The sequence below is a fragment of the Luteolibacter sp. genome, assembly GCF_039920825.1.
Taxonomy (GTDB): domain Bacteria; phylum Verrucomicrobiota; class Verrucomicrobiia; order Verrucomicrobiales; family Akkermansiaceae; genus Luteolibacter.
In genome coordinates, this window is the sequence record NZ_JBDSCX010000018.1 from 153,365 (window position 1) to 173,277 (window position 19,913).

The 19,913-nt window shown below is 58.9% G+C and carries 16 protein-coding genes; 2 read left to right on the forward strand and 14 right to left on the reverse strand.

Annotation, left to right across the window (positions count from 1 at the left end):
* Positions 1-3 precede the first annotated feature (3 nt).
* Together ABIQ96_RS04875 and ABIQ96_RS04880 are read left to right on the forward strand one after the other, a co-directional pair.
* Positions 4-954, forward strand: a complete 951-nt coding sequence (locus ABIQ96_RS04875) for an ABC transporter ATP-binding protein (RefSeq protein WP_348213433.1) — start codon at positions 4-6, stop codon at positions 952-954.
* Positions 951-2,645 (forward strand): hypothetical protein, encoded by a 1,695-nt coding sequence (locus ABIQ96_RS04880; RefSeq protein ID WP_348213434.1) that lies wholly within the window; start codon positions 951-953, stop codon positions 2,643-2,645. The genes ABIQ96_RS04875 and ABIQ96_RS04880 overlap by 4 nt, the downstream gene beginning before the upstream one ends.
* A gap of 7 nt (positions 2,646-2,652) precedes the next feature.
* Here the strand turns inward: ABIQ96_RS04880 and ABIQ96_RS04885 are convergent, their stop codons facing one another.
* From ABIQ96_RS04885 to ABIQ96_RS04950, 14 genes are all read right to left on the reverse strand, one after another.
* Positions 2,653-3,966, reverse strand: a complete 1,314-nt coding sequence (locus ABIQ96_RS04885) for a DUF1552 domain-containing protein (protein ID WP_348213435.1) — start codon at positions 3,964-3,966, stop codon at positions 2,653-2,655.
* Positions 3,963-6,281 carry a DUF1592 domain-containing protein gene (locus tag ABIQ96_RS04890; RefSeq protein ID WP_348213436.1) on the reverse strand — a complete coding sequence of 773 codons (2,319 nt, stop codon included), beginning with the start codon at positions 6,279-6,281 and terminating at the stop codon, positions 3,963-3,965. Before ABIQ96_RS04890 ends, ABIQ96_RS04885 begins: the two co-directional genes overlap by 4 nt.
* Positions 6,282-6,342: 61 nt before the next feature.
* The gene (gene murJ / locus ABIQ96_RS04895) at positions 6,343-7,938 is read right to left on the reverse strand and encodes a murein biosynthesis integral membrane protein MurJ (protein ID WP_348213437.1); all 1,596 of its coding nucleotides are present in this window, start codon (positions 7,936-7,938) and stop codon (positions 6,343-6,345) included.
* A gap of 117 nt (positions 7,939-8,055) precedes the next feature.
* Positions 8,056-8,919 (reverse strand): D-hexose-6-phosphate mutarotase, encoded by an 864-nt coding sequence (locus ABIQ96_RS04900; RefSeq protein ID WP_348213438.1) that lies wholly within the window; start codon positions 8,917-8,919, stop codon positions 8,056-8,058.
* A gap of 7 nt (positions 8,920-8,926) precedes the next feature.
* Positions 8,927-10,777, reverse strand: coding sequence for a cell division protein FtsZ (locus ABIQ96_RS04905; RefSeq protein WP_348213439.1), 1,851 nt, complete (start codon positions 10,775-10,777; stop codon positions 8,927-8,929).
* Positions 10,778-10,839: 62 nt separating this feature from the next.
* Complete coding sequence (locus ABIQ96_RS04910; protein WP_348213440.1) at positions 10,840-11,217, reverse strand: four helix bundle protein; 378 nt, start codon at positions 11,215-11,217, stop codon at positions 10,840-10,842.
* A gap of 45 nt (positions 11,218-11,262) precedes the next feature.
* Positions 11,263-12,477: a cell division protein FtsA gene (gene ftsA / locus ABIQ96_RS04915; protein ID WP_348213441.1), complete on the reverse strand. Its 1,215-nt coding sequence runs from the start codon at positions 12,475-12,477 to the stop codon at positions 11,263-11,265.
* A 22-nt stretch (positions 12,478-12,499) separates the two neighbouring features.
* A complete protein-coding gene (locus tag ABIQ96_RS04920) occupies positions 12,500-13,483 on the reverse strand; it encodes an FtsQ-type POTRA domain-containing protein (protein WP_348213442.1) in 984 nt (327 codons plus the stop codon).
* Position 13,484: 1 nt separating this feature from the next.
* Positions 13,485-14,405 (reverse strand): D-alanine--D-alanine ligase, encoded by a 921-nt coding sequence (locus tag ABIQ96_RS04925; RefSeq protein WP_348213443.1) that lies wholly within the window; start codon positions 14,403-14,405, stop codon positions 13,485-13,487.
* 34 nt (positions 14,406-14,439) lie between these two features.
* Positions 14,440-16,740: a UDP-N-acetylmuramate--L-alanine ligase gene (gene murC / locus ABIQ96_RS04930; protein WP_348213444.1), complete on the reverse strand. Its 2,301-nt coding sequence runs from the start codon at positions 16,738-16,740 to the stop codon at positions 14,440-14,442.
* Positions 16,737-17,834, reverse strand: coding sequence for an undecaprenyldiphospho-muramoylpentapeptide beta-N-acetylglucosaminyltransferase (gene murG, locus ABIQ96_RS04935; protein WP_348213445.1), 1,098 nt, complete (start codon positions 17,832-17,834; stop codon positions 16,737-16,739). Before murG ends, murC begins: the two co-directional genes overlap by 4 nt.
* A 232-nt stretch (positions 17,835-18,066) precedes the next feature.
* On the reverse strand, positions 18,067-18,414 hold the full coding sequence (locus ABIQ96_RS04940; protein WP_348213446.1) for a hypothetical protein: 348 nt from the start codon (positions 18,412-18,414) through the stop codon (positions 18,067-18,069).
* A 94-nt stretch (positions 18,415-18,508) separates the two neighbouring features.
* A complete protein-coding gene (locus tag ABIQ96_RS04945) occupies positions 18,509-18,970 on the reverse strand; it encodes a hypothetical protein (RefSeq protein ID WP_348213447.1) in 462 nt (153 codons plus the stop codon).
* Positions 18,971-19,151: 181 nt separating this feature from the next.
* The gene (locus ABIQ96_RS04950; protein ID WP_348213448.1) at positions 19,152-19,787 is read right to left on the reverse strand and encodes a hypothetical protein; all 636 of its coding nucleotides are present in this window, start codon (positions 19,785-19,787) and stop codon (positions 19,152-19,154) included.
* Positions 19,788-19,913 lie beyond the last annotated feature (126 nt).

A 19,913-nucleotide genomic window follows, 5' to 3' on the forward strand; every position in this document is an offset into this window, starting at 1 on the left:
AATATGGATCCAACCCCGGCGATCGACATCCGTTACCTCCGTGTGGATTACGGAAACTTCGTCGCCGTGGACGACCTCACCCTGAGCGTTCCTCCCGGCGAGGTGTTCGGGCTCGTCGGGCCCAATGGCGCAGGGAAAACCAGCACCTTCCGCGTCCTCGCCACGCTGATGGAACCGACCTACGGCGAAGTGATTCTCAGCGGCGTGGATGTGCTGGAGGACATCGAGACCGCCCGGCGGATCATCGGCTACATGCCGGACCTCGCGCCGGTGCCGTCGGATTTGAAAGTCTGGGAGTTCCTCGAATTCCACGCCGCAGCCTACGGACTTGGAACCCGCAGCCAGCGCCGCGACCGCGTTGCGGAATGCCTTGAGGATGTCGCCCTAACCGGCCAGCGCGACAGTTGGTGCAAGGAACTCTCGCGCGGGCAGACCCAGCGCGTCGTCCTCGCGAAATCCCTGCTGCACCGGCCCAGCATCCTCATCCTCGACGAACCCGCGAGCGGGCTCGATCCGCTCGCCCGCCGCGATCTGAGACATGCCCTGCGGAAACTCGCCGCCACCGGCGCGACCGTATTCATCAGTTCCCACATCCTCAGCGAGCTTTCGGAAATGTGCTCGTCGCTCTGCGTGATGAATCGTGGAAAATTGTTAGCCTCCGGAACCGTCGGCGAAGTCCGCGAGCAGTTGGGACGAAACGAACGCACGCTCACCGTGAACGTCCTCAACCGCGCCGAGGATGCCGCCACCTGGTTGGAATCCCGAGCCGGCGTGCACGGCCTCAATTTATCCCAGCAGCAGGTGATTTTCGGATTCACCGGCACCGACGACGGCCAGGCAGATCTGATGGAAGGCCTGATCCGGTTGGGGATCCGGATGACCGCCTTCGAAGAGAAGCGCTCGTCGTTCGAAGACATTCTTGTGGAAGTCGCCGAGTCCAACCGAAAATCATGAATCACCCGACGGAATCAACACGCCATTCGGATAGAAAATTCTGGGCCAATCCGATTTTTAGGCGCTATTGCCGCTCGCGCCTGCGTCCGCAGGGCTTGGCAGTCGCGTTGCTGATCAGCGTGCTGATCGCCGGATTCCTGTTTTTCATGCTACGCGCCGGCACCCGAGGCCATACGACTCTGAGCGCTGCCGACGTCGAGCGGGCCGCCTTGGTGCCGCTCCTGATTTTACAAGGGCTCATCCTCTTCGTCCTCGGCACCGCCCAGGTCGCAGGCGGAATGACGGCGGAGTCCGACGAAGGAGTGATCGACTATCAGCGGCTCATCCCGATGAACCCGCTGTCGAAAGTGTTCGGCTACCTGTTCGGTCTGCCGGTCCGCGAATACGCCATGGTTTTTTCGACACTCCCCTTCACCGCATGGGCATTATGGAAGGGCGAGGTCGCCGCCAGCGTGTGGCTTCCGGTTTACACCGTGTTCTTCAGCTCCGCGCTCACCTACCACTTGGCAGGATTGGCAACGGGAACGGTCGTCAAGAACCGGCGCTGGGCGTTTCTCATTTCTATCGGCCTGGTCTTTTGCCTCTACACGATCATTCCGCAGATGGCCCGATTCGGTCTGGTGTTTTTCAAATACCTGACCATCACGCCGGTGCTGATGGAAAACATGCCGAGCCTCCTCCCGCAGACGGCCGGCGCCATCGTCGCCACGGGCCAGAAACTCGCGCCCGAGGTGAAATTCTTCAACTTGGATTTCTCGGAAACGGTTTTCACCCTCTTCAGCCAGAGCGGACTCATCCTGACTTTCATCGTCATGCTCCGCCGCCGCTGGCGCCGCACGGAATCCCTGCTGCTCGGCAAGCTCTGGGCCGCGGGGCTGTTTGTCTGGGTTCAGGTATTGTTGTTAGGAAACGCGCTGCCCGTGATTGATTCCGGAAGCATTTTCCCGACCCGCGAACTCTACCGCCGCATCAGAGTGATCCAGGGCTGGACCCCGGAACCTTTGGAAGCTGTTGCGATGTCGGGCGTCTATGGTTTGGTGACGTTGTTGTTTTTGTTCATCCTGACCAAGATTATCACCCCTTCCTCCGACGTTCAGATCCGCGGCTGGAGGCGGGCCAGAAAACAAGGAAACGCCTCCCTGCCATTTCTATCAGACGCGGCAACCGCGTTCGGTTTCGTCCTGGTGATGGCCGTGGCCGGTGCCGGTGGGTGGTTCCTTTTCACGCGGGCGCTTGTCGAGTCGCGATGGTTTCCCGGCCATGAAGTGCCGTTGTCGTTGTTGGGATTCTTCACCGCCGTCATGCTCACCGCCGCACTCGGCTTCCATGCGCTTTTGGAGGCCAAGGGCGGAAAGGTGATAGGACTCGCCATCATTTTTGTCGGCGTGGTGCCGCTCATGGTTGGAGCCATCCTCGGCGTTTCCAGCAATCGGTTGCTTCCCGCGGCATCCTGGCTGATCGGAATTTCTCCGGCCAGCGCTCCGATCTATGCGTCCGGCACGTTGCTTTCCATTTCCGAGCTGCCGACAGAAATCGCCAGATCGGTTCCCCGCGCGTTCTATTTCTGGCAGGCGGTGTCGCTGCTGGTGACGATCTGGCTCATCGCCCGGCTGTGGAGCGCGCGGAAATCGATCGCCGGAAGCGCGGTGGCGGGTGAGTCGCTTCGGGCTGGTGTGGAAACGGAGATCTAGCGGTTTTTCACGAAAGCGCCAGCGCGCCGCCCTCGCAGAATTTCTGTTGGCCGAACACCGGGATGTGGTGGCCGAACGCGTGGGCGATGGAAAGCCACAGCCGGTTATGCGCGACGTTCTCAAACTGCATCGCCTGACCCGTCTTGAAACCGAGCCCGCCGCCGAGAACGACGAAAGGAATGTTGTCGAGACTGTGGCTGTTGCCTTTGCCGAGCTCGTTAGTCCAAACGATGGTGGTGTTGTCCAACATTGTGCCTTGGCCGCCGGGTTCGGGAATGCTCTCCAGTTTGCGGGCGAGGTAGGCGAATTGTTCGCAAAGCCAGATGTTGATTTTCACCAGCTTCTCCTGGGCGTCCGCATTGTTGTCGGGTTCGTGGGAAAGATGGTGGTGGTCGTCTTGGACGTCCAGCCAGCGCATGCGGGCCTGGCCGACGCTGTTGGTGTATTGCAGCGTGGCGACGCGGGCCATGCCGTTGGCGAAGGCATTCACTAACAAATCCGCCTGCATCGTGCTGATCTTCGGAATGCCTTCGTTGTCGAGCGCGACGCCCTGTTCGAGCGCGGGTGGCGGAAACATCAGGTTCGCGGTGCCGGCGCTTTGAAGATCCTTTTCCATCTCGCGGACGAAGGTGGCGTGTTGGTCGAGGAGTTCCTTTTCCTCGCGATCCACCTTCGAGGCGATGGTTCGCAGATCGTCGCTGACCTCATCCAGCACGCTGCCGAGATTTTCTCGGTCCTTCATGCTGCCGTAGAGTTTTTCAAAAAGCGCATAGGGATCACTGGCCGGAGCGAGCGGTTGGTTAGGTCCGGCGTAGGATTCGCGGGTCCACGGGTCGGCACGGTTGGGCACCGCCACGCCGATTTCTAACGAACCAAAGCGGGTCGCGGTTTCCTTGCGGGCCTGGAGGAAATTTTTGATTTCTTGGTCGATGGAAATATTGCGCGCCCAGCCCGCCGGCTTGTCGCTACCGCCCTGGATGTTGCCGGGCAGGAGTTCGTCGGCGGTGAGCAGGCAGCTGATGCCGCGCATGTGGCCATCGCCGTCACCGCGGATCTTGTTGCAGACGCCCTTGAGTGTCATCAGGCGGCTTTTGAAAGGTTCCAGCGGAGCGAGGATGCGCTTCAGTTTGAAATCCGGACCTGTTTCATCCGGCCAGAACTCCGGCGGAACTGTTCCGTTAGGCGTGAACAGGAAAATAATGCGCTGCATTTTCGCGTCCGGCAAGTTTTGTGCGAGCGACGGCAGCACGGGAAGAAATGGCAACGCGGCGGCTGATAGGCCGAGCTGGCGGAGAAACTGGCGGCGGGTGGTGATGTTCATCGGCTTGCCTGTTCAGGAGCGGGAATGCCGTGGAGTGCGGCGGTGGTGTTGATTTCAGAGAGAAGGTTCCGGACGTTGCAACCGGATGCGATGAACGCCTCATCAAGCTTGCGAATCGTGTCGTAACCGTAAACGGCCGGGTTCTGTTTGATCGTGTATTGAAAAACCTGACGGATGAATCCTTGGCGCGCGGCGTCGGACTTTACCGCATGCGCGGCGACATCGCGCGGCCCGGCCAGATGGACCGTCTCGCCATCGTCGGTTAGAAAATCGGAGACCGGATTGATCGGCTTGCCTCCATCGGTCGTGCGGAAGCGGCCGACGGGATCGAAGTTTTCAAGCGAGAATCCAAGCGGATTGATCGTTTCGTGGCAGGTCATGCAAGAGCTGTTGCGGGTCATTTCAGCAACCTTCTCGCGCATGCTCATCTTCGCGTCGAACTTGTGGTCGTCGAAGACGATCGCTTCCGGCGGCGGCTTGAGGAATCCGCCGAGCACGTTGCGGGTGAGGAAGACCCCGCGCTGGATCGGCGAGGTGATGTTGTGGTGGGAAAGCCGGGCTAGCAGATACGGATGAGTGAGCACTCCCGCACGCTGCGCCGGATCGAATTTAACGGGCCGGAACCCGCCGCCTTCGGGGACGGGAACGCCGTAGTAGTTCGCGAGCCGGTCGTTGAACAGGAGGTAGTCGGCTTCGATCAGTTCGCGGTAATCCGATTTCTCACTCCACACAACACGCTCGACAAAGAGCTCCAGCGAACGTCGCAAATCCGCGACCAATGCGGCATCAAATCCGGGGAATGCGGCCGGATCCTTATTGATGTCGCTCTCGACATCGAGCTTCAGCCAGCGTTGGAAAAATTCATTGAGTTTCGCCTTTGCCCGCGGATCGGCGGCCATGCGTTGCGCCTGGGCCTTCACTTGTTCCTGCGTGCGGAGCTGTCCCGCCTTCGCCAGTTCCAACAGCTTTTGATCCGGCAGAGAATCCCACAAACCGAGCGACAGGCGGCTGGCAACGGTGAAGTCGTCCTTCAACGAAGCAAGGTCCGGATAGAGAAAGCGCGGCGATTTCAAAATCAGGATGACGGCGCGTTTCACCGCTTGGTCCGGAGCGAGGTCGCCACTGAACGGGTGCTCGACATAAAGCTGCCGCAGTTCCGCAGTCAGCGGACGGCGGAAAGCCCGCTCGGCCATTGTGGCGATGAATTGCTTCAAGAGCTCCGCCCGATCCGGAGCATCGTCCTTCACGCCGCTGAGCTGGCGCAACCGGCCGACGACCTGGTTTGCGACCTCGATGGCCGCGGTCGTCGTGGCCTCGTGCCAATCCTTCGAAATCCCGGTGCCGCGTTCATAGCCCTCGCTTGCATCGTCCGCGGGAAACGTCGTGCCGGTCACCGCGACATGGGCCGCCCCGGCAGGCGAAAGATAGGGCGCGGAAATCACCGACCATTCTCCGCGCGGCATTTTCCACTCCAAGCTGACCATGCCGCGCTTGTCCTTATATTTGAAATAGTCGAACCGCATCGGGTAGTTCCGACCGCCTAACAAAAACACCCGCGCGGTCGTTTCGCGGATCTCCTCTCCGGAACTGACCCAGGCGTCGATCAACGCGACCTGGCGCTTTGCTCCGCTGTCGTCACGCTGGTTGCCATCGCCGTCCTGGCGATCGCCATTCAGATAGAGCCGCGCCCCGTTCGGTGTCCGGACCCTGAACTCATACCAGCCCGTCGCCGGCGCGATCAGCGAACCATCCCATGCGATGGAAAACTGGTCCGTGCTGATGTCGGCGGCGGGCGGACCTTCACCGAAATCAAATTCGATGCGCGGGTCCTCGCGATCCAAAACCTTGCGGGCCTTCTTGTTCATCCCCTCGGATTGAAAATACTGCGCTTTCAGGCCGCGGCCTTCTCCGGCCGGCATGGTTTTCCCGAAACTCCCTAGCAGATCGGCGGCCGATTCGCGGAACTGGCGGTTCGTCAGCCGGGCGAACGCGGCCTTCGGCGGTGGCGAATTTTTTGCCCGGGCTTCCGGTGAGTAAAACGCGCCGTAGATATAGTCCGAGACGAGCTTGGATTCTTCGGCATTCAGCACATCAGGGTCGTCGTCCGGCATCCGCTTGTCGATGTAGCGGGCAAGCGATGCCAGCGCGCGGTTCCCCTGCAATGGCTCGTCCACTTCGTCCTCCACGCCCTCGCCCTTTTCGCCATGGCACGACGCACAGTGTCGCGCATAAATCTTGTCCCCTGTCTGCGGCCCGTCCTGCGCGGAGAGCGCTCCGGTCAGGCCGAGCAGAAAATGACAGGAAAGTCGGCGCATGGTCCCGGTCGGATACGCGGTCCGTTCCGGGTTTTTACCGTGAAAATCGCACGATTCCCGCTCAACGGCGGAGTTTGCGGGTGATCATCCCGAGCGCTTCGCCGGCTTCCGCCACCCTGAGCGCCTGCGCCGAGATGAAGTAGACCAACGATGCGGCACCCATTGTCGCACTCAGCAGAATGATCTTCAGCCAGATTTTCGTGTGGGCCAGATCCGCGAAAAGGTAGTGGTTGGCCAGCATGCAGACAGCCGCCATCAGCCCCCCCGCGATCAACAGTTTCCCTAACATCACGAGCAGTGGCACAGTTCCTGGATCACCCGAAAATTTCCGCATTGCGAGATAGAGCAGCAGAAAATTCACCGAAGCGGTGATGCTCGTGGTCAGCGCGAGAGACTCGTGGCCCCATTTGAAGACATACACGAACAGATAGTTGAACCCGAGGTTGAGTCCCAGCGCGAGGAAGCTGACCAGCATCGGAAACCAGCGTTTGTCGATGGCGTAGAACGCCGGTTGCAGAACCTTGAGCGCCGCGTAGAAGACCAGCCCGTAACCATAGGCCCGGAGTGCCAGCGCGGTTTGTTCGCGTTGCAGCGCGGTGAATTTTCCATGTTCATAAATCACGCTGATGATCGGCTCCGCCAAAACCGCCAGGCCGATGGTCGATGGAATTACGAGGAACGCCACCAGCCGCAATCCCTTCGCCAGCGTCGGTGAAAACTCCGGTGAAATGCCGCCGATGGCCGCCCGTGAAAGCGCGGGCAAGGTCACCGTCGCCACCGCCACGCCGAAGATTCCGATCGGCAACTGCATCAGCCGGAACGCGCAGTTCAGCCAGCTAACAGCCGCAAGACTGATCCCCGCTGCGAACATCGAATTCACCACCACGTTCACCTGCACCACCGAGGATGAAATCACCGCGGGACCCATCAGGCGCAAAATCTGCCGGACGCCGGAATCCCGCCAGTTGAAATCCATGGCAAAGCGATAACCCGTCGTCCGCAGCGCGGGAAACTGGCAGACCAACTGCGCCAGCCCGCCGATCACCACACCGATGGAAAATCCTATCAGGCTCTGAGGTCCCCATTTTGGATCCATCCAGTAACCGATCGCCGCGCCGCCGATCATCGAGCCAAGATTGAAGAAGCACGACGACAGCGCGGGCATGCCGAAGACGTTCTTCGCATTCAACATTCCCATCACCAGCGCCGCCAGCGAGACCAGCAGGATGAAAGGATACATCACCCGCACCATAGTCACCGTTAGGGCGATTTGATCCGGACCGAGAGCGCGGTCGTTGGTGCCATCACGCGCCAACATGGTGAGCAGATCCACCAGCCAGGGAGCCGCTAGAATTCCAACGACCGTGATCAGGCTCATGAAAACCGTGGCCAGCGTCATCATCTTGTTCGCCAGCGCCCACGCCGACTCGTCGCCCTCGGACTTCAGTCTTTTTGAAAACGTGGTGACGAACGCCTGCGAAAGCGCTCCCTCCGCGAACAGGTCACGCAGCAGGTTCGGGATGCGGAACGCGAGCTGGAAGGATCCTAACAAATCCGTCGCGCCGAAAATGGTGGTGAACATCATTTCCCGTGCGAGTCCGAGCACCCGGCTCGCCATCACGGCGGCGCTGACTTTCCAAGTGGCTTTGGCGGACATCAGTGGATCAAAGGTTCGGAAGGGTACGACACAGGTATATTTTAGGAAAATCCCGGGTCGCTGGCGATCACGGCATGATGAAATTTCGATGAAGGGCGCACGATCCCGTCTCCGGTTTCATGCCAGCTCCACACTGCTTACTTCCACCTTCAGCACCGCACACTCGCCCGGTGGGAGGATGATTTTGTTCTTCGTCACGTTGCCTGATTCCACGCAGAGCATCTGCAAATACTCATCATCGCCGAAGTCGGCCATGGCCTTGGATTTCGCGATCCACGGATTCCACACCACGGTTGAAGCGGAGCCGGATTTCTCGATGCGGATCTTTCGGCCGATTTTGGTGTCGATGATTTCGACGGCAGCGGTGGTGTCGAAATAAACGCGGTCCACCTCGCCCTCAATGCGGATGGCGGAGGCGGTTTCCAATGCGCCTGTCTCTTTCACCTTGTCGAAATAGCCGGTGTCCTTGAGACCCGTGATGGAGACGTCATCGATCGAACCGATCTGGAAATACGTGTGCAGGCAGGTTTCGAACGATGCCTCCTTTTCGCCGGTGTTTCCGACTAACAATTCCAGTGCCAGGGTGTCACCCACCGTGACGATGTATTCGACATCGTGAAACTCAACGGCAGGCATCCGGAGACAGATCCTAACCGCTCCATCGGCGAGTTGCGTTGTTTCCTTGATATCCCACTCGACGTTGCGCGCGAAACCATGGGACGGCAATCCCTCGCGCGGACCGAACCACGGGAAAATGATCGGGATGCCACCGCGGATCGGCTTCTCGGCATGGAACTCGCTGGCCTCGCTCAGGAACAACAACGGTGCCTCGCCCTTTTTCTGGAAATGGGTGACATGGGCTCCATGCAGATAGATCTCGGCGGTGCTCCATTCGGTTTCTATCAGGAGCTTGGAAAGCCCGCCGTTTCCATCGGCGAGGGTGACATGACCGGGGATTTCGAATTTTTTCAAATCGCTCATGCGGATGTTATTTCTTCTTCCGCAGGAATGGAGGGAGGTCGAGGTCCTCGCCGTCGAATACATTCGGAGTTTCGCCTTCGAAGCGGCCGCGTGGCGCGGAGTCGAGGCCGAGTTCGCTTTGGGAGCCGGAAGGTTTGACGCCGAGTTTGAGTTTCGGATGTTCGGCCGTCGAAGCGGCGGCAGCCACTGCTTCGGGTTCGAAGGCCCGGGCTTCTTCCGCTACCGGCTCCTCGTCGGGAATGTCTTCCGGAAACTCGGTATTCTTCGTCTTGCCCCACGGTGCGGTTAGAGAAGGTCTTCTTTTCGGACCAGGAGTGAAACTGCCCGGCTGGCGGGCGGGTTCATCGGATTCGAATTCTTCAATCGGCTCGGGATCAGGTTCGTCCGCGGAATTATAGAACACTTCTTCTTGAGGCGCTTCCGCAACGACGGGAATTTCCACTTCCACTTCCGGTTCGGGTTCAACGACAGGCGCGGGCGGGGTCACCTCGGTGAAAGTGAAGGCATCCAGCTCCGATTCGGGCGTGTCCTCGACCTTCGGTTTGGCCGCGTAATCCGGCTCGGCGAACGGGCGCTCGTTGTCAAAGAGCGAAGGCACCGCGGCGGCGGCGATGTTAGTCGCAGCCTTGCGGAATTTCGAAAGTGGAGAAACCGGTGCTGGTTCGGCAACCGGTTCGGGACGAGGAGGCGGCTCGGGCGCGCGGAACGGCTCGGGAATCTTAACCGCCACCGGCTTGACCGCGACGGGCTCCGGCTCGGGTTCCTCTTCCCGCTTGGAAACGAAATCCGCGATCCTCACCGGCGGACTGGTGAAGCCCTGGCTGGGATCGAGAATCGGATTTTCCGGCGAGCGATGGCTAAGCGATTCGCGCGGGGCCATGGCCAGAGAATCCTCGGGAAGCGCGCTGATCAATGTGATCGACAGGGAATCACCCATCGCCGGATCGACGGCTGCGCCGAAAAGGACGTGCGCCTTGTCAGGCACGAATTTCTGCAGGCGCTGCATCAGCAGCTCGATTTCAAACAGCGTCAGATCCTCGCCGCCTGATAGATGAACAAGAACCGTTTGCGCGTCCTTTAGCAAAGCGCCTTGATCGAGCAGCGGGCTGTTCAATGCGTTTTTCAGGGCCTTCGAAGCACGGTCCTTGCCTTCAGCGATACCGGATCCGAAGAGGCAGCGCGAACGGTTCGTGCGCAACGCGCTCATGAGATCGTCGAGGCCGACGTTGATCAGGCCCGGCCGGATCACAAGGCGGATGACCGCCTTGATCGACTCGCAAATCATGTGGTCCGCCGCGGCGAACGCCTCGTGGATGCCTTGTTTGGCAAGGACGAGTTCTCCCATCCGGTTGTTGTCGAAAGTGACGAGGGCGTTTGATAGAACGGCCAGTTCGTTGAGAGCCGTTTCCGCTTGTTCGCGGCGGCGCTTGCCTTCGAAAGCGAACGGCATGGTCGCGAAAACCACGACAAACGCGCCTTCCTCACGGGCGATGCGGGTGACGATGGGCGATGCGCCGGAACCGGTGCCGCCGCCAAGGCCGGTGCAGAGGAAAACGATCCGGCGACCTTTGATCGAGGCCCGGATCTGGTCTTCGGATTCGAGCATCGCTTGATGGCCGAGTTCGGGATCGCCTCCGGCACCGAGGCCCTTGGTGAGGTTCACGCCAAGCTGGATTTTCTCACGGGCGACGCACGAGGCGAGCGTCCGGACGTCGGTATTCAGCGCCAACAACTCCGCGCCTTCCATGCCGTCGAGCGCGATCCGCTCGAGCATGTTGGCACCGGCGCCGCCGAGACCGATGATTTTCACGGCGGAAGTGGGGATGGTCTGTTGGGGATCGCGAGTGTAAGGGATCATGGGATTGGGAAGAGTTTGAACATTGAACATCGAACGCCCTACATTGGACGTCGAAGTTAGATTCAGGAATTGCGACGTTTTTCTGCGGTTGAAATACTGGTGACGAAGATGCGGATAAGTTGATCGGTCTCGTCGAGAAGAGGAGCGAGTTTTTCAGATTTCGGGACGATTTGCGCCCGATTGATAAGCTTGAGCCAACGCTCCGTCTCGCGAAGCTCCTTGAGGGAGAGGCGTAGTTTGTGAATGAAGTCAGCAGGCGATTCAGCGGCTTGCGCCTCGCCATGGTGGGACAGCGGGGCGGTGCCCGAGCGAAGCAACTGATTCCCGATATGCCGCTCCGCGCAATCTCCGGTCAGCGAACGGGTCAACACGATGATCCGCACCCCGAAATTCAAAAGACGGTCCTCCAGATCATAAGTGTTCTTCGGTTCGTCTTCCATTTCGATGTTCGATGTTGGGCGTTCGATGTTCGATGTTCCCAAGTGTTATTTTCCAAACGGCCAGAACATGCGGCCGATTTTTCCGAGGACACCGGGCGGCGACTCGCGCTCGGTTTCGAGAATCTGGGCGTAGCGGATCAAGCCGATGGCGGTGGCGTAGTGAGGGTCTTTGAAACTCGCCTGCACGCCGCTGATTTCCGGCGGTTCGGGGCGATAGATGTCGCGACCGAAGACATCGAAGGCGAGTTCGCTGAAGCCGCGCATGAGGCTGGTGCCTCCGGTTAGAAAGACACCGGCTCCGATGGCCTCGACAGCGCCAGCGGGCAGGCGCGCGCGAACCAGCTTGAGGGTTTCCTCGAGACGCTGGCGGATGATCTCGTTGAGAATGCTCCTGCCAACCTCGACTTCGGCGAAACCGCGGTCATCCGTTAGCTTGGCGATGCCGACCGAGCGCGCGGGATCCGCCGAGGCGTCGCCTTCGAGGATTTTCAGGCGATCCGCTTTGGAAAATGGCAGGCCGGTGACGAGGTGGATGTCGTTCGTGACGTGGTCGCCGCCGACAGGAATGCAGCCGGATGCGGCGATCGCACCATTCAGATAGAGCGCGTAGTCGGTGGTGCCGCCGCCGATGTCGATGACGAGTGCTCCGCGTTCGCGTTGCTCGCGGTCGAGCGCCATCTGCGCCGTAGCGATGGGTGAAAAAACGATGTCATCCACTTCAAGCGGGATCTCCCGAACCAGCTTGATGCTGTTCTGGATGCGCGTGCCGATGCCGTGAACCACATGGAAATCCGCTTCCACGGTTTTTCCGAAAAGCCCGACCGGGGTGGTGGAATGCTCCAGTCCATCCAACCAATAGCTGCGGATGATCGGGTGCAGATAGACGTGGTCCTGCGGGATGTGGACCTCGCGGGCGATGGTGCGGGCTTCCTCGACATGTTCCGGAGTGACCGTCGGTTCACCGTCCGGAAGCCGATAGGTGCCACGGTGGTTGATGCCCTGGATATGGGATCCGGTGACGGCGAGGAAAACGCTGCCGATTTCCACATCGCTGGCGTCCTCCGCCTTGGCGAGGGCGTCCTTGAGACAAGCGCGGGCCTGGGCGAAATCACAGATCTCGCCTTTTCTAACACCAGCGGTCTTGGTGACTCCGATGCCGAGGATCTTGACGGCGCTGTCGGCCTTCACCTCACCGACGACCATGCAAGTCTTGCTGGTGCCGATTTCGAGTCCGACGTGAATTTTCGTGCGACGTGCCATGAGGTTGGATTGCGGAATGCGATCAGTTGCGATTGAGAAGATTGTTGAGATCGCGGGTGCGGCGATCCTTGCGGAGGTCGGCGGGAGTCGGTTCGGAAACCGGGACGGCCTTTGGAGCTGCCTTTTCCGTCCGCAGCGTGATCGGGACGTTGTGCTTGGGAATGAGATTGATGGTGCCGATGACGTAGCCTTCGTCACCGGCGTGTTCCATCGCGGCGCGGAGGCGCTGGATCTGCCGCGGGTGATCGCCGATACCGAAAGTGGCTTCCGTGCCGTCATGCGTGACCAGCAACAACGACCAGTCGTTGGCTTGTTTCACCGACTCGATCCAGTGAACGGCATCCGGATCGATTTCGCGGGCGGCGTTGAGCAATTGAAAACAATGTTTGAGCTCCGGATGGCCTATCGGCTGCCCTGCGGCGATGGGAAATTTCGCGGAATTCGGAAGATGGATCAGCGGCAGCTGAAGCGCGGAATCGAGTTGGCGGGCGGGACACGGATAGGCGATGCCGTCGTTGTCCACCAGCATCGCACCGACGCTTCGGGTTTCCGAGATGCCGGCTTCGGGACAGGAAATCCATGCCTGCGGCGCGCGGGGAATGACTCTAACGACCAGGGTGCCGGGCAGATGACGCTCCACGCGGGCGCTTGAGAGTTCCGGCAGATGGTTGAGTTTGACCGTCAGGTCGTTGACATTGATGTCAAACAAGCTCGCGTTCAGGTCGATGCCCGCGGCGTCCACCAGACCGGCTTCGTCGATGGCCGGGTTTGGATTCAGATCGATGACTTGCAGGCGAAAATCGGGATTTTTGTAAAACGCGTGCTGGATGCCCTGCCAGACTCCCCAACCGATGCCGGTGATTACGGCGAGGATACAGCCGAATTTCAGGAGACTGCCGGAGAACCTGAGGAAGCTGAACCAGGCGATGCGCGGCGACATGACGCGGACCTCAAGCACCTTGGAGCGCGAGCGGCGGCGGGATTTGCTGGTCCGTGGTTTCGACATGTTAGGAGCGGAGTTTGAGTGACAGCTCGGCGATGGTTTTACACAGCTCGGGGAAGGAAATTCCAATGGCGGCGGCGGCCTTGGGCAGCAGGCTGGTTTCCGTCATGCCGGGAATCGTGTTGGCTTCGAGAACGAACGGACGATTGTTGGAATCCAGCAAGACATCAACCCGCGAATAAATTTCCACACCCAGCGAGTGGTGTGCGGCGGTGGCGGCGGCCTGCACGGCCATGGTGGTTTCCAGATCGAGGTCAGCCGGGCATTGATATTCGCTGCCTTTCGCGCCGCTCAGCCACGGATACTTGCTGGCCATGTCATAGACACCATCGGGCGGTGTGATCTGGACCACTGGCAGCGCCTTGCCATCAAGAATGCCGACGGTGAGTTCCTTGCCTTGGATGAATTCCTCGATGAGAACCTCGCTGTATTTTTCCGCAGCTTCCAAAAGTGCGGCGGCGACCTCGTCCTGCGACTTGACGATCCGGATGCCGACGCTGGACCCTTCAAGCGGCGGCTTGATGACCAGCGGCGCTTTAAGTGTGAGCGCGGGAACCACGCCGGGGCTGAGAGAAACGGTTTCCGAGCGGGCGGTGGGAACTCCGGCGGCGAGGAACTTTTCCTTCGCGAGTGTCTTGTTAATGGCCAGCTTGCTGCTGGCGGAACCGGCTCCGGTGTAGGGCACGCCCAGCTTTTCCATCGCATCCTGCAACTGGCCGTCCTCGCCAAAGGTTCCGTGGATCACGTTGAATGCGAGGTCGATTCCTTCCGGCAGCTGGATCTCGGTAGTCGTCACGTCAACCGGCACGGCATCAAGGCCGAGCTCTAACAAAGCCTTGAGCACCGCATTTCCGGACGCGAGGGAAACGGCGCGTTCCGAACCCGGGCCACCCATCAAAACTGCGATTTTTTTTCCGCTCAACATCTTCGTTTATGATTTGGAGTTTAAGATGGGAATTTCAAAATGACGCTTCGTCCTCGCCGAGGATTTTGATTTCGGTTTCGAGTTCGACACTGCGTTCATCGCGGGCTTTTTCCTGGATGAACTCGATGAGGGTGAGGATTTCCAGCGCGGTGGCGCCGCCTTGGTTGACCACGAAATTTCCGTGGACTTCGGAAACCGCCGCGTGGCCGCAGGTGCTGCCTTTGAGACCGAGAGAATCGATCACGCGTCCGGCAGGGATGAATTCCGGATTCTTGAACGTGCAGCCAGCGGACGCGGCGATCGGTTGCGAGGTCTTGCGCTTTTCCCGCGAGGCGTCCCAGCGTTCCTTGATGTTGTCCGTGGTGTCGTTCTTGCCTTTGAAAACGGCCTGCAAGGCGAAGTTCCGGCGGAGCTCGGCGACGTTACGGTATTGGGTCACGATTTCCTCCCGCTCACGGGTGCGGATCACGCCGTCCTCGTCGAGGAAAGTAACCCTAACAACCTGATCGAAAGTTTCGATGCCCATCGCTCCGGCATTCATGCGCAGCGCGCCGCCGACGTTACCGGGGATGCCTTCCATCCATTCGAAGCCGCCGATGCCGCTGCCGCCGGCAACGCTCGCAAGCTTCTTGAGGCGGACACCGGCACCGGCCGTGACCTCGCCGCGGGTGCCGACGGTGACTTCTGAGAAAACCCCGCCGGTCGGATGGATGACCGCGCCGCGGATGCCGCCGTCGCGGACTAACAAATTCGATCCACGACCAACCACGCGAACAGGGATGCCGCGCTCGCGACAGTAATCAACGAGAAACGCGAAGCCGTAGAAACTGTGCGGCTCCAGCCAGTATTGCGCCGGCCCACCGACTAACAAAGTCGTGTGTCGGCTCATCGGTTCGTAAAGTTTTCCGTCGATCTCGCCGGGCGGCATGAGCGCGCGCATTTCCTCGAGGATTTTCAAATCCGCAGCGATGCGTGTACCGGCTTCGTGGACGTTTCCAGCACCAAGCGTAATGAGCAAATCGCCTGCCTGGAGCGCGTGGCCGATGGCATGGTGGGCGGTGTCCAGATCGGGAACATAGGTGACGGGAATGTCGCCGTTGGCCTTCATTGCATCGACCAACGTCTGACCCGAGATCCCTTTGATCGGCTTTTCCGAAGCCGCATAGACGTCGGTGATGAACACCATGTCGGCGGCTTGCAGGACTTTTCCGAAATCGTCGGCCAGCGCTTTCGTCCGCGAATAACGGTGCGGTTGGAAAAGGACGATGAGCCGTTTCGACTTCAGGGAACGCGCGGTTTGCAACGTTGCGGCGAGTTCGGACGGGTGATGGCCGTAGTCGTCGATGATGCGATAGCCTGCTGATAGATATTTAGTCTCAAAGCGGCGCTTGGCTCCGGCGAAGGTTGCGAGCGCCCGGGCGACAAGAGTAAATTCCGCGCCGCAGCTATCGGCGAGCGCGATGGCGGCGAGCGCGTTGAGGATGTTGTGGTTTCCGGGAATGCCGAGTTCGACATCGCCTAACACCTCGCCTTTTTTCTTCACCGTAAAAGCCGACGAACCTTTAAGATCGCGGATGTCCGTCGCGGTGTAATCGGCGTCTTCCCAACCATAGGAAACCGCGTTTTCACGGCCCGCGCACACCTCGTTTGCCACGGGGTCCTCGGCGCAGTAAACGAGTTTCCCGGTCGTCTGATCGGAGAGCTTCGTGAAGACCTCCTTGATATGATCGATGTCCCGATAGAAATCCAAATGCTCCGCCTCGATGTTGAGAATCACCGCGTGCTCCGGCCGATAGAGTGCGAGCGTGCCGTCGCTTTCATCGCCTTCCGCGACCATGTATTCGCCGTCTTCCGACCATTTCGCGTTCGCGCCGAGGATCGGGATTTCCGCGCCGACGTAGTGGCTCGGCTTGTGTCCGGCCTCGCGCAGGACGTGGGCGGTCATCGCGGAGGTCGTCGTTTTCCCGTGCGTTCCGGAAATCACGATGCCCTTCTTGGTGTGCAAAATCGCAGCCAGACACTCGGCCCGGCGCAACAGCGGGATCTTCGCCTTCTTGGCGGCGGAGTAGGCGGGATTGTCCGATTTAATCGCCGACGAATAGACAACGATGTCCGCCTTTTTCACGGCGGCGGCAGTGTGCGGCGACGAGAAATTCAGGCCAACTCCCTGCATCCGCTCGGTTTCCGCCGTGGTGACCCGGTCGGATCCGCTGACCTTATGACCCATGCCTAACAACAGAAGCGCCAGCCCGCTCATGCCCGACCCGGCCACGCCGATGAGATGGATTTGGAGCGGGGTGCTCCGGTCGGTGAGGCGTTTGCTGAATTCGATCATGATGGAGTGAGAGTGGCTTCAATGGCGGCGCACACCCGGTTCGCGGCGTCCGGAACGGCGAGTGCGTGCGCGGCTTTTGCCATGCGCTTGTAAGTTGGCAAGTCTTGCAGGATCGAAGTTGCCAAAGCGGCGAGTTTTTCCGCATCGAGATCGCGCTCCTGGACCAGCTTGCCGGCTCCGGCGGAATCGAAAACCTCGGCGTTCCGCGTCTGATGATCGTCCGCGGCGTAGGGATAGGGCACTAAAATCGATGGATGCCCCGCGATGGCGATTTCCGTCAGGCTCGACGCCCCGGAACGCGCGATGACCAGATCCGCGATCGCATACGCCGACGGCATCTGGTCGCAGAAACCCAGCACCTTGTAGCCCTCGCGGCCCTTGGTGATTTCCGAAACCCGTTGAAAATCCAATGCGCCGGCGATGTGCAGCACCTGCGTTTCCGGCGGCAAACTCGCCGCAGCCTGTGCGCAAAGTTCGTTCAGCCGTTTCGCGCCCTGACTCCCGCCAGTGACTACAATGGTCGGGCGGCCGACTTCCAACCCAAACAACGCCGCCGCATCTTCCAGCGATGGCAGATTCATGATTTCCGGCCGGACCGGCGTGCCCGTGGTCACGGTTTCCCGATTTGGAAAAAATGCCTTCGCCGGCTCCAGTCCGAGGAAAACCCGGGTGCAAAACCGGCTCGTCAGCACATTCGCCCGACCCGGCCGTGCGTTCGAATCGTGAATGAACGTCTTCAGCCCCAGCTTGTGACCTGCATAAACCGGAGGCAGCGAGGTGAACCCCCCCATGCCCAGCACCGCGTCCGCCTTGAACTCGCGGATCACCTGCTTGCAATGCCGCACCGAACCCCACATTTTCCACAGGAAAGGCAGCATCCGCGGCGACAGGGTCGGCGGCTTAGCCACGGCGGGCATCGTCTTGAATGTCAGATGCTTGTATTTCGCGGACGCTTCGGAATCGACCTTCTTTTCCGAGATCAGCAGCATCACTTCATGGCCACGGGCGCGCAGCGCTTCGCCCACGGCGATTCCGGGAAAAAGGTGGCCGCCGGTGCCACCACAGGCGATGAGAATTTTGAGGGATTTCGGCACGGATGCTCGGGTGAATAGCCAGCTTGGGGTGTCGGAATCACGCTTCCCACACCCTTTCGGAAAAAGTAAACAAACGTGAAGTAATCGGCAATCCTCAAAATAGCAGAGGCCGGGAAATTCAAAGGCTGCCCTCGAGTGGACACATCATGCTGACACCTGTGAAAACGCGGAGACAAATTCAAATTCCCGCCAACCCGCCAACCATATCACACCCCAATTCAAGATATCGGCTCTACGGATCATTGCGGTGATCCAGCCACTTGTGAAAGGCGTTCCATTGCAGTCGGGAATGAGCGCCTTCAAACTCGGGATGTCTGGCGATAAACTCATGAAACAACACGCTGCGGACCTCCCTCCCATCGGTGGGATCGGATTCTTCGAGCCGGTTCGTCGCCCGCCAAAAGCGGATGAGGGTGACGCACATCGCCCACCCCAAAAAGAACGGCAAGGCACCAATCACCGGCGGCAGGGTGAAATTGGCATTGGATCCGGTAAACAAACCGAAGATCCCAAGGAACATGAAGACGATTCCGATGGGTATCGCGAGGACCGCGCAAATCTTGTCGAATTGATTCATCATTCCCTAACGTAAGTAGCGGATTCGGCGGCGGGATGGAAGCGTGAATTCAATCTGGCGGATTATCGCCGACGGAGAGCGCATTTCATAAGGCTTCTTAATACGAATCGAAAGCAGATGACACAATTCTTCCTATCTCATTATTCGAAGTGATAAAATGATCAGGAACAAAGACCCAGTATTCATCCGGGTGGGATGAATCACGTCCTAGAATCAATTTCAGATCGACCTCCCCATCGGTCGCTTCCACTAAAAATTTGTGGGTGGGATGAGAGTGATGGGCTTGAACTGAGGATAGCGACTTTAATCCCGCAATTATTTCGCCCGCTTCTTCAACTTGTCTCCCATCGATCCTGATTCGAAACGTGTCGTTAAGATTTGCGAGCACCAGCTCTACGGAATTCCGGGTCATTGACTGGCTCGTCACTGCAATTGAAATGCACGCGAGAATCGAAATAGCAAAGGCTGCTACACTTTTTGTGGGAAACTGGGCTTTTAGAAAGTCAGGCACCATCCTCCGGTCTTGCTGAATACGCCTCATATATGAAATCCAATTCACGATAAGAAACGGTAGAGAAATTACCGCAGTGCCAGAAGCGATCCTGAGGGACCAATCCAGAATGGAGTAGATGGGGGAAGGCTGCATCAGTATCTACCAACGGCTGAACCCATTCACAGCAGGATGGAAGTCCGAATTCATTTTAAAGGCTTGTTGTCATCGGCTGCATCTTGCCTCCTTGCTAGCGCATTGAGTCATATCTTGTCAGCAACTCTTGGCACAATGTGAAATCATGCTGAATCTCGCTTGCCTGCTCGTCTGACCATCCATCTTCTTCAACCAACCATCGCTTAAAAGTTTCTTCATCTAACTCGATCTGTTGACGGTGGATGTAGCCTACAAAATCGTAAAATCGCTCTCGGTCATTCGGATGTAGCGCGTTCTTGTTTGCGATACTGGAGAACGCACGTAACAGCAAAATAGCCTCATCCCCAAGCGCAATCGATAAGTCCATATTGCCTGAGGTGAGGACAGAAGCAAAATCCTCGTGATTCGGAATGCGCTCGAAAACGTTCACGATAAAAGAGCGCAAAACAGCATTGTATTCGTTGTGAGAGAAGCTGCCAGACTTCTCCGGTCCAAGGTTCGGGACATAAAATGTATCATGCGAACGACGAACGACAACCAACCAGGCAGGCTTCGATTCTGCATTCCCAGAGAAGACAAATCGGTACGTCTCGCTTCCGCTGAAGGAGCTTCCATTCTTTGAGCCTTCTTCGTCGAACGTCCACGGTGGTGAGCATGCCTCTTTAAGGAGATGCGGTAGGTCGGTCTCTGGATCGCTGAGGATAATCTCGAAGTCCTGATAGGTATTCATTTTTTTCGCTAACAGCGTGTTCTGTCTCGCTCGGACGATATCAGTTCTGGTTAGCCGAGGCAAGCATGGGGAAAAGCCACTTCAGAGGGTTCGGGGGTGAATGGGTCACGATTGTCGTTCGGTTTC

Bases quoted from the DNA above. Each gene is read 5' to 3' on its own strand.
- ABIQ96_RS04925 (WP_348213443.1), bottom strand. From the start codon at position 14,405: ATGTTGAGCGGAAAAAAAATCGCAGTTTTGATGGGTGGCCCGGGTTCG.
- ABIQ96_RS04900 (WP_348213438.1), bottom strand. From the start codon at position 8,919: ATGAGCGATTTGAAAAAATTCGAAATCCCCGGTCATGTCACCCTCGCC.
- ABIQ96_RS04880 (WP_348213434.1), top strand. From the start codon at position 951: ATGAATCACCCGACGGAATCAACACGCCATTCGGATAGAAAATTCTGG.
- ABIQ96_RS04885 (WP_348213435.1), bottom strand. From the start codon at position 3,966: ATGAACATCACCACCCGCCGCCAGTTTCTCCGCCAGCTCGGCCTATCA.
- ABIQ96_RS04950 (WP_348213448.1), bottom strand. From the start codon at position 19,787: ATGAATACCTATCAGGACTTCGAGATTATCCTCAGCGATCCAGAGACC.
- ABIQ96_RS04875 (WP_348213433.1), top strand. From the start codon at position 4: ATGGATCCAACCCCGGCGATCGACATCCGTTACCTCCGTGTGGATTAC.
- ftsA (WP_348213441.1), bottom strand. From the start codon at position 12,477: ATGGCACGTCGCACGAAAATTCACGTCGGACTCGAAATCGGCACCAGC.
- ABIQ96_RS04910 (WP_348213440.1), bottom strand. From the start codon at position 11,217: ATGGAAGACGAACCGAAGAACACTTATGATCTGGAGGACCGTCTTTTG.
- murC (WP_348213444.1), bottom strand. From the start codon at position 16,740: ATGATCGAATTCAGCAAACGCCTCACCGACCGGAGCACCCCGCTCCAA.
- ABIQ96_RS04905 (WP_348213439.1), bottom strand. From the start codon at position 10,777: ATGATCCCTTACACTCGCGATCCCCAACAGACCATCCCCACTTCCGCC.
- ABIQ96_RS04920 (WP_348213442.1), bottom strand. From the start codon at position 13,483: ATGTCGAAACCACGGACCAGCAAATCCCGCCGCCGCTCGCGCTCCAAG.
- ABIQ96_RS04890 (WP_348213436.1), bottom strand. From the start codon at position 6,281: ATGCGCCGACTTTCCTGTCATTTTCTGCTCGGCCTGACCGGAGCGCTC.
- murJ (WP_348213437.1), bottom strand. From the start codon at position 7,938: ATGTCCGCCAAAGCCACTTGGAAAGTCAGCGCCGCCGTGATGGCGAGC.
- ABIQ96_RS04940 (WP_348213446.1), bottom strand. From the start codon at position 18,414: ATGATGAATCAATTCGACAAGATTTGCGCGGTCCTCGCGATACCCATC.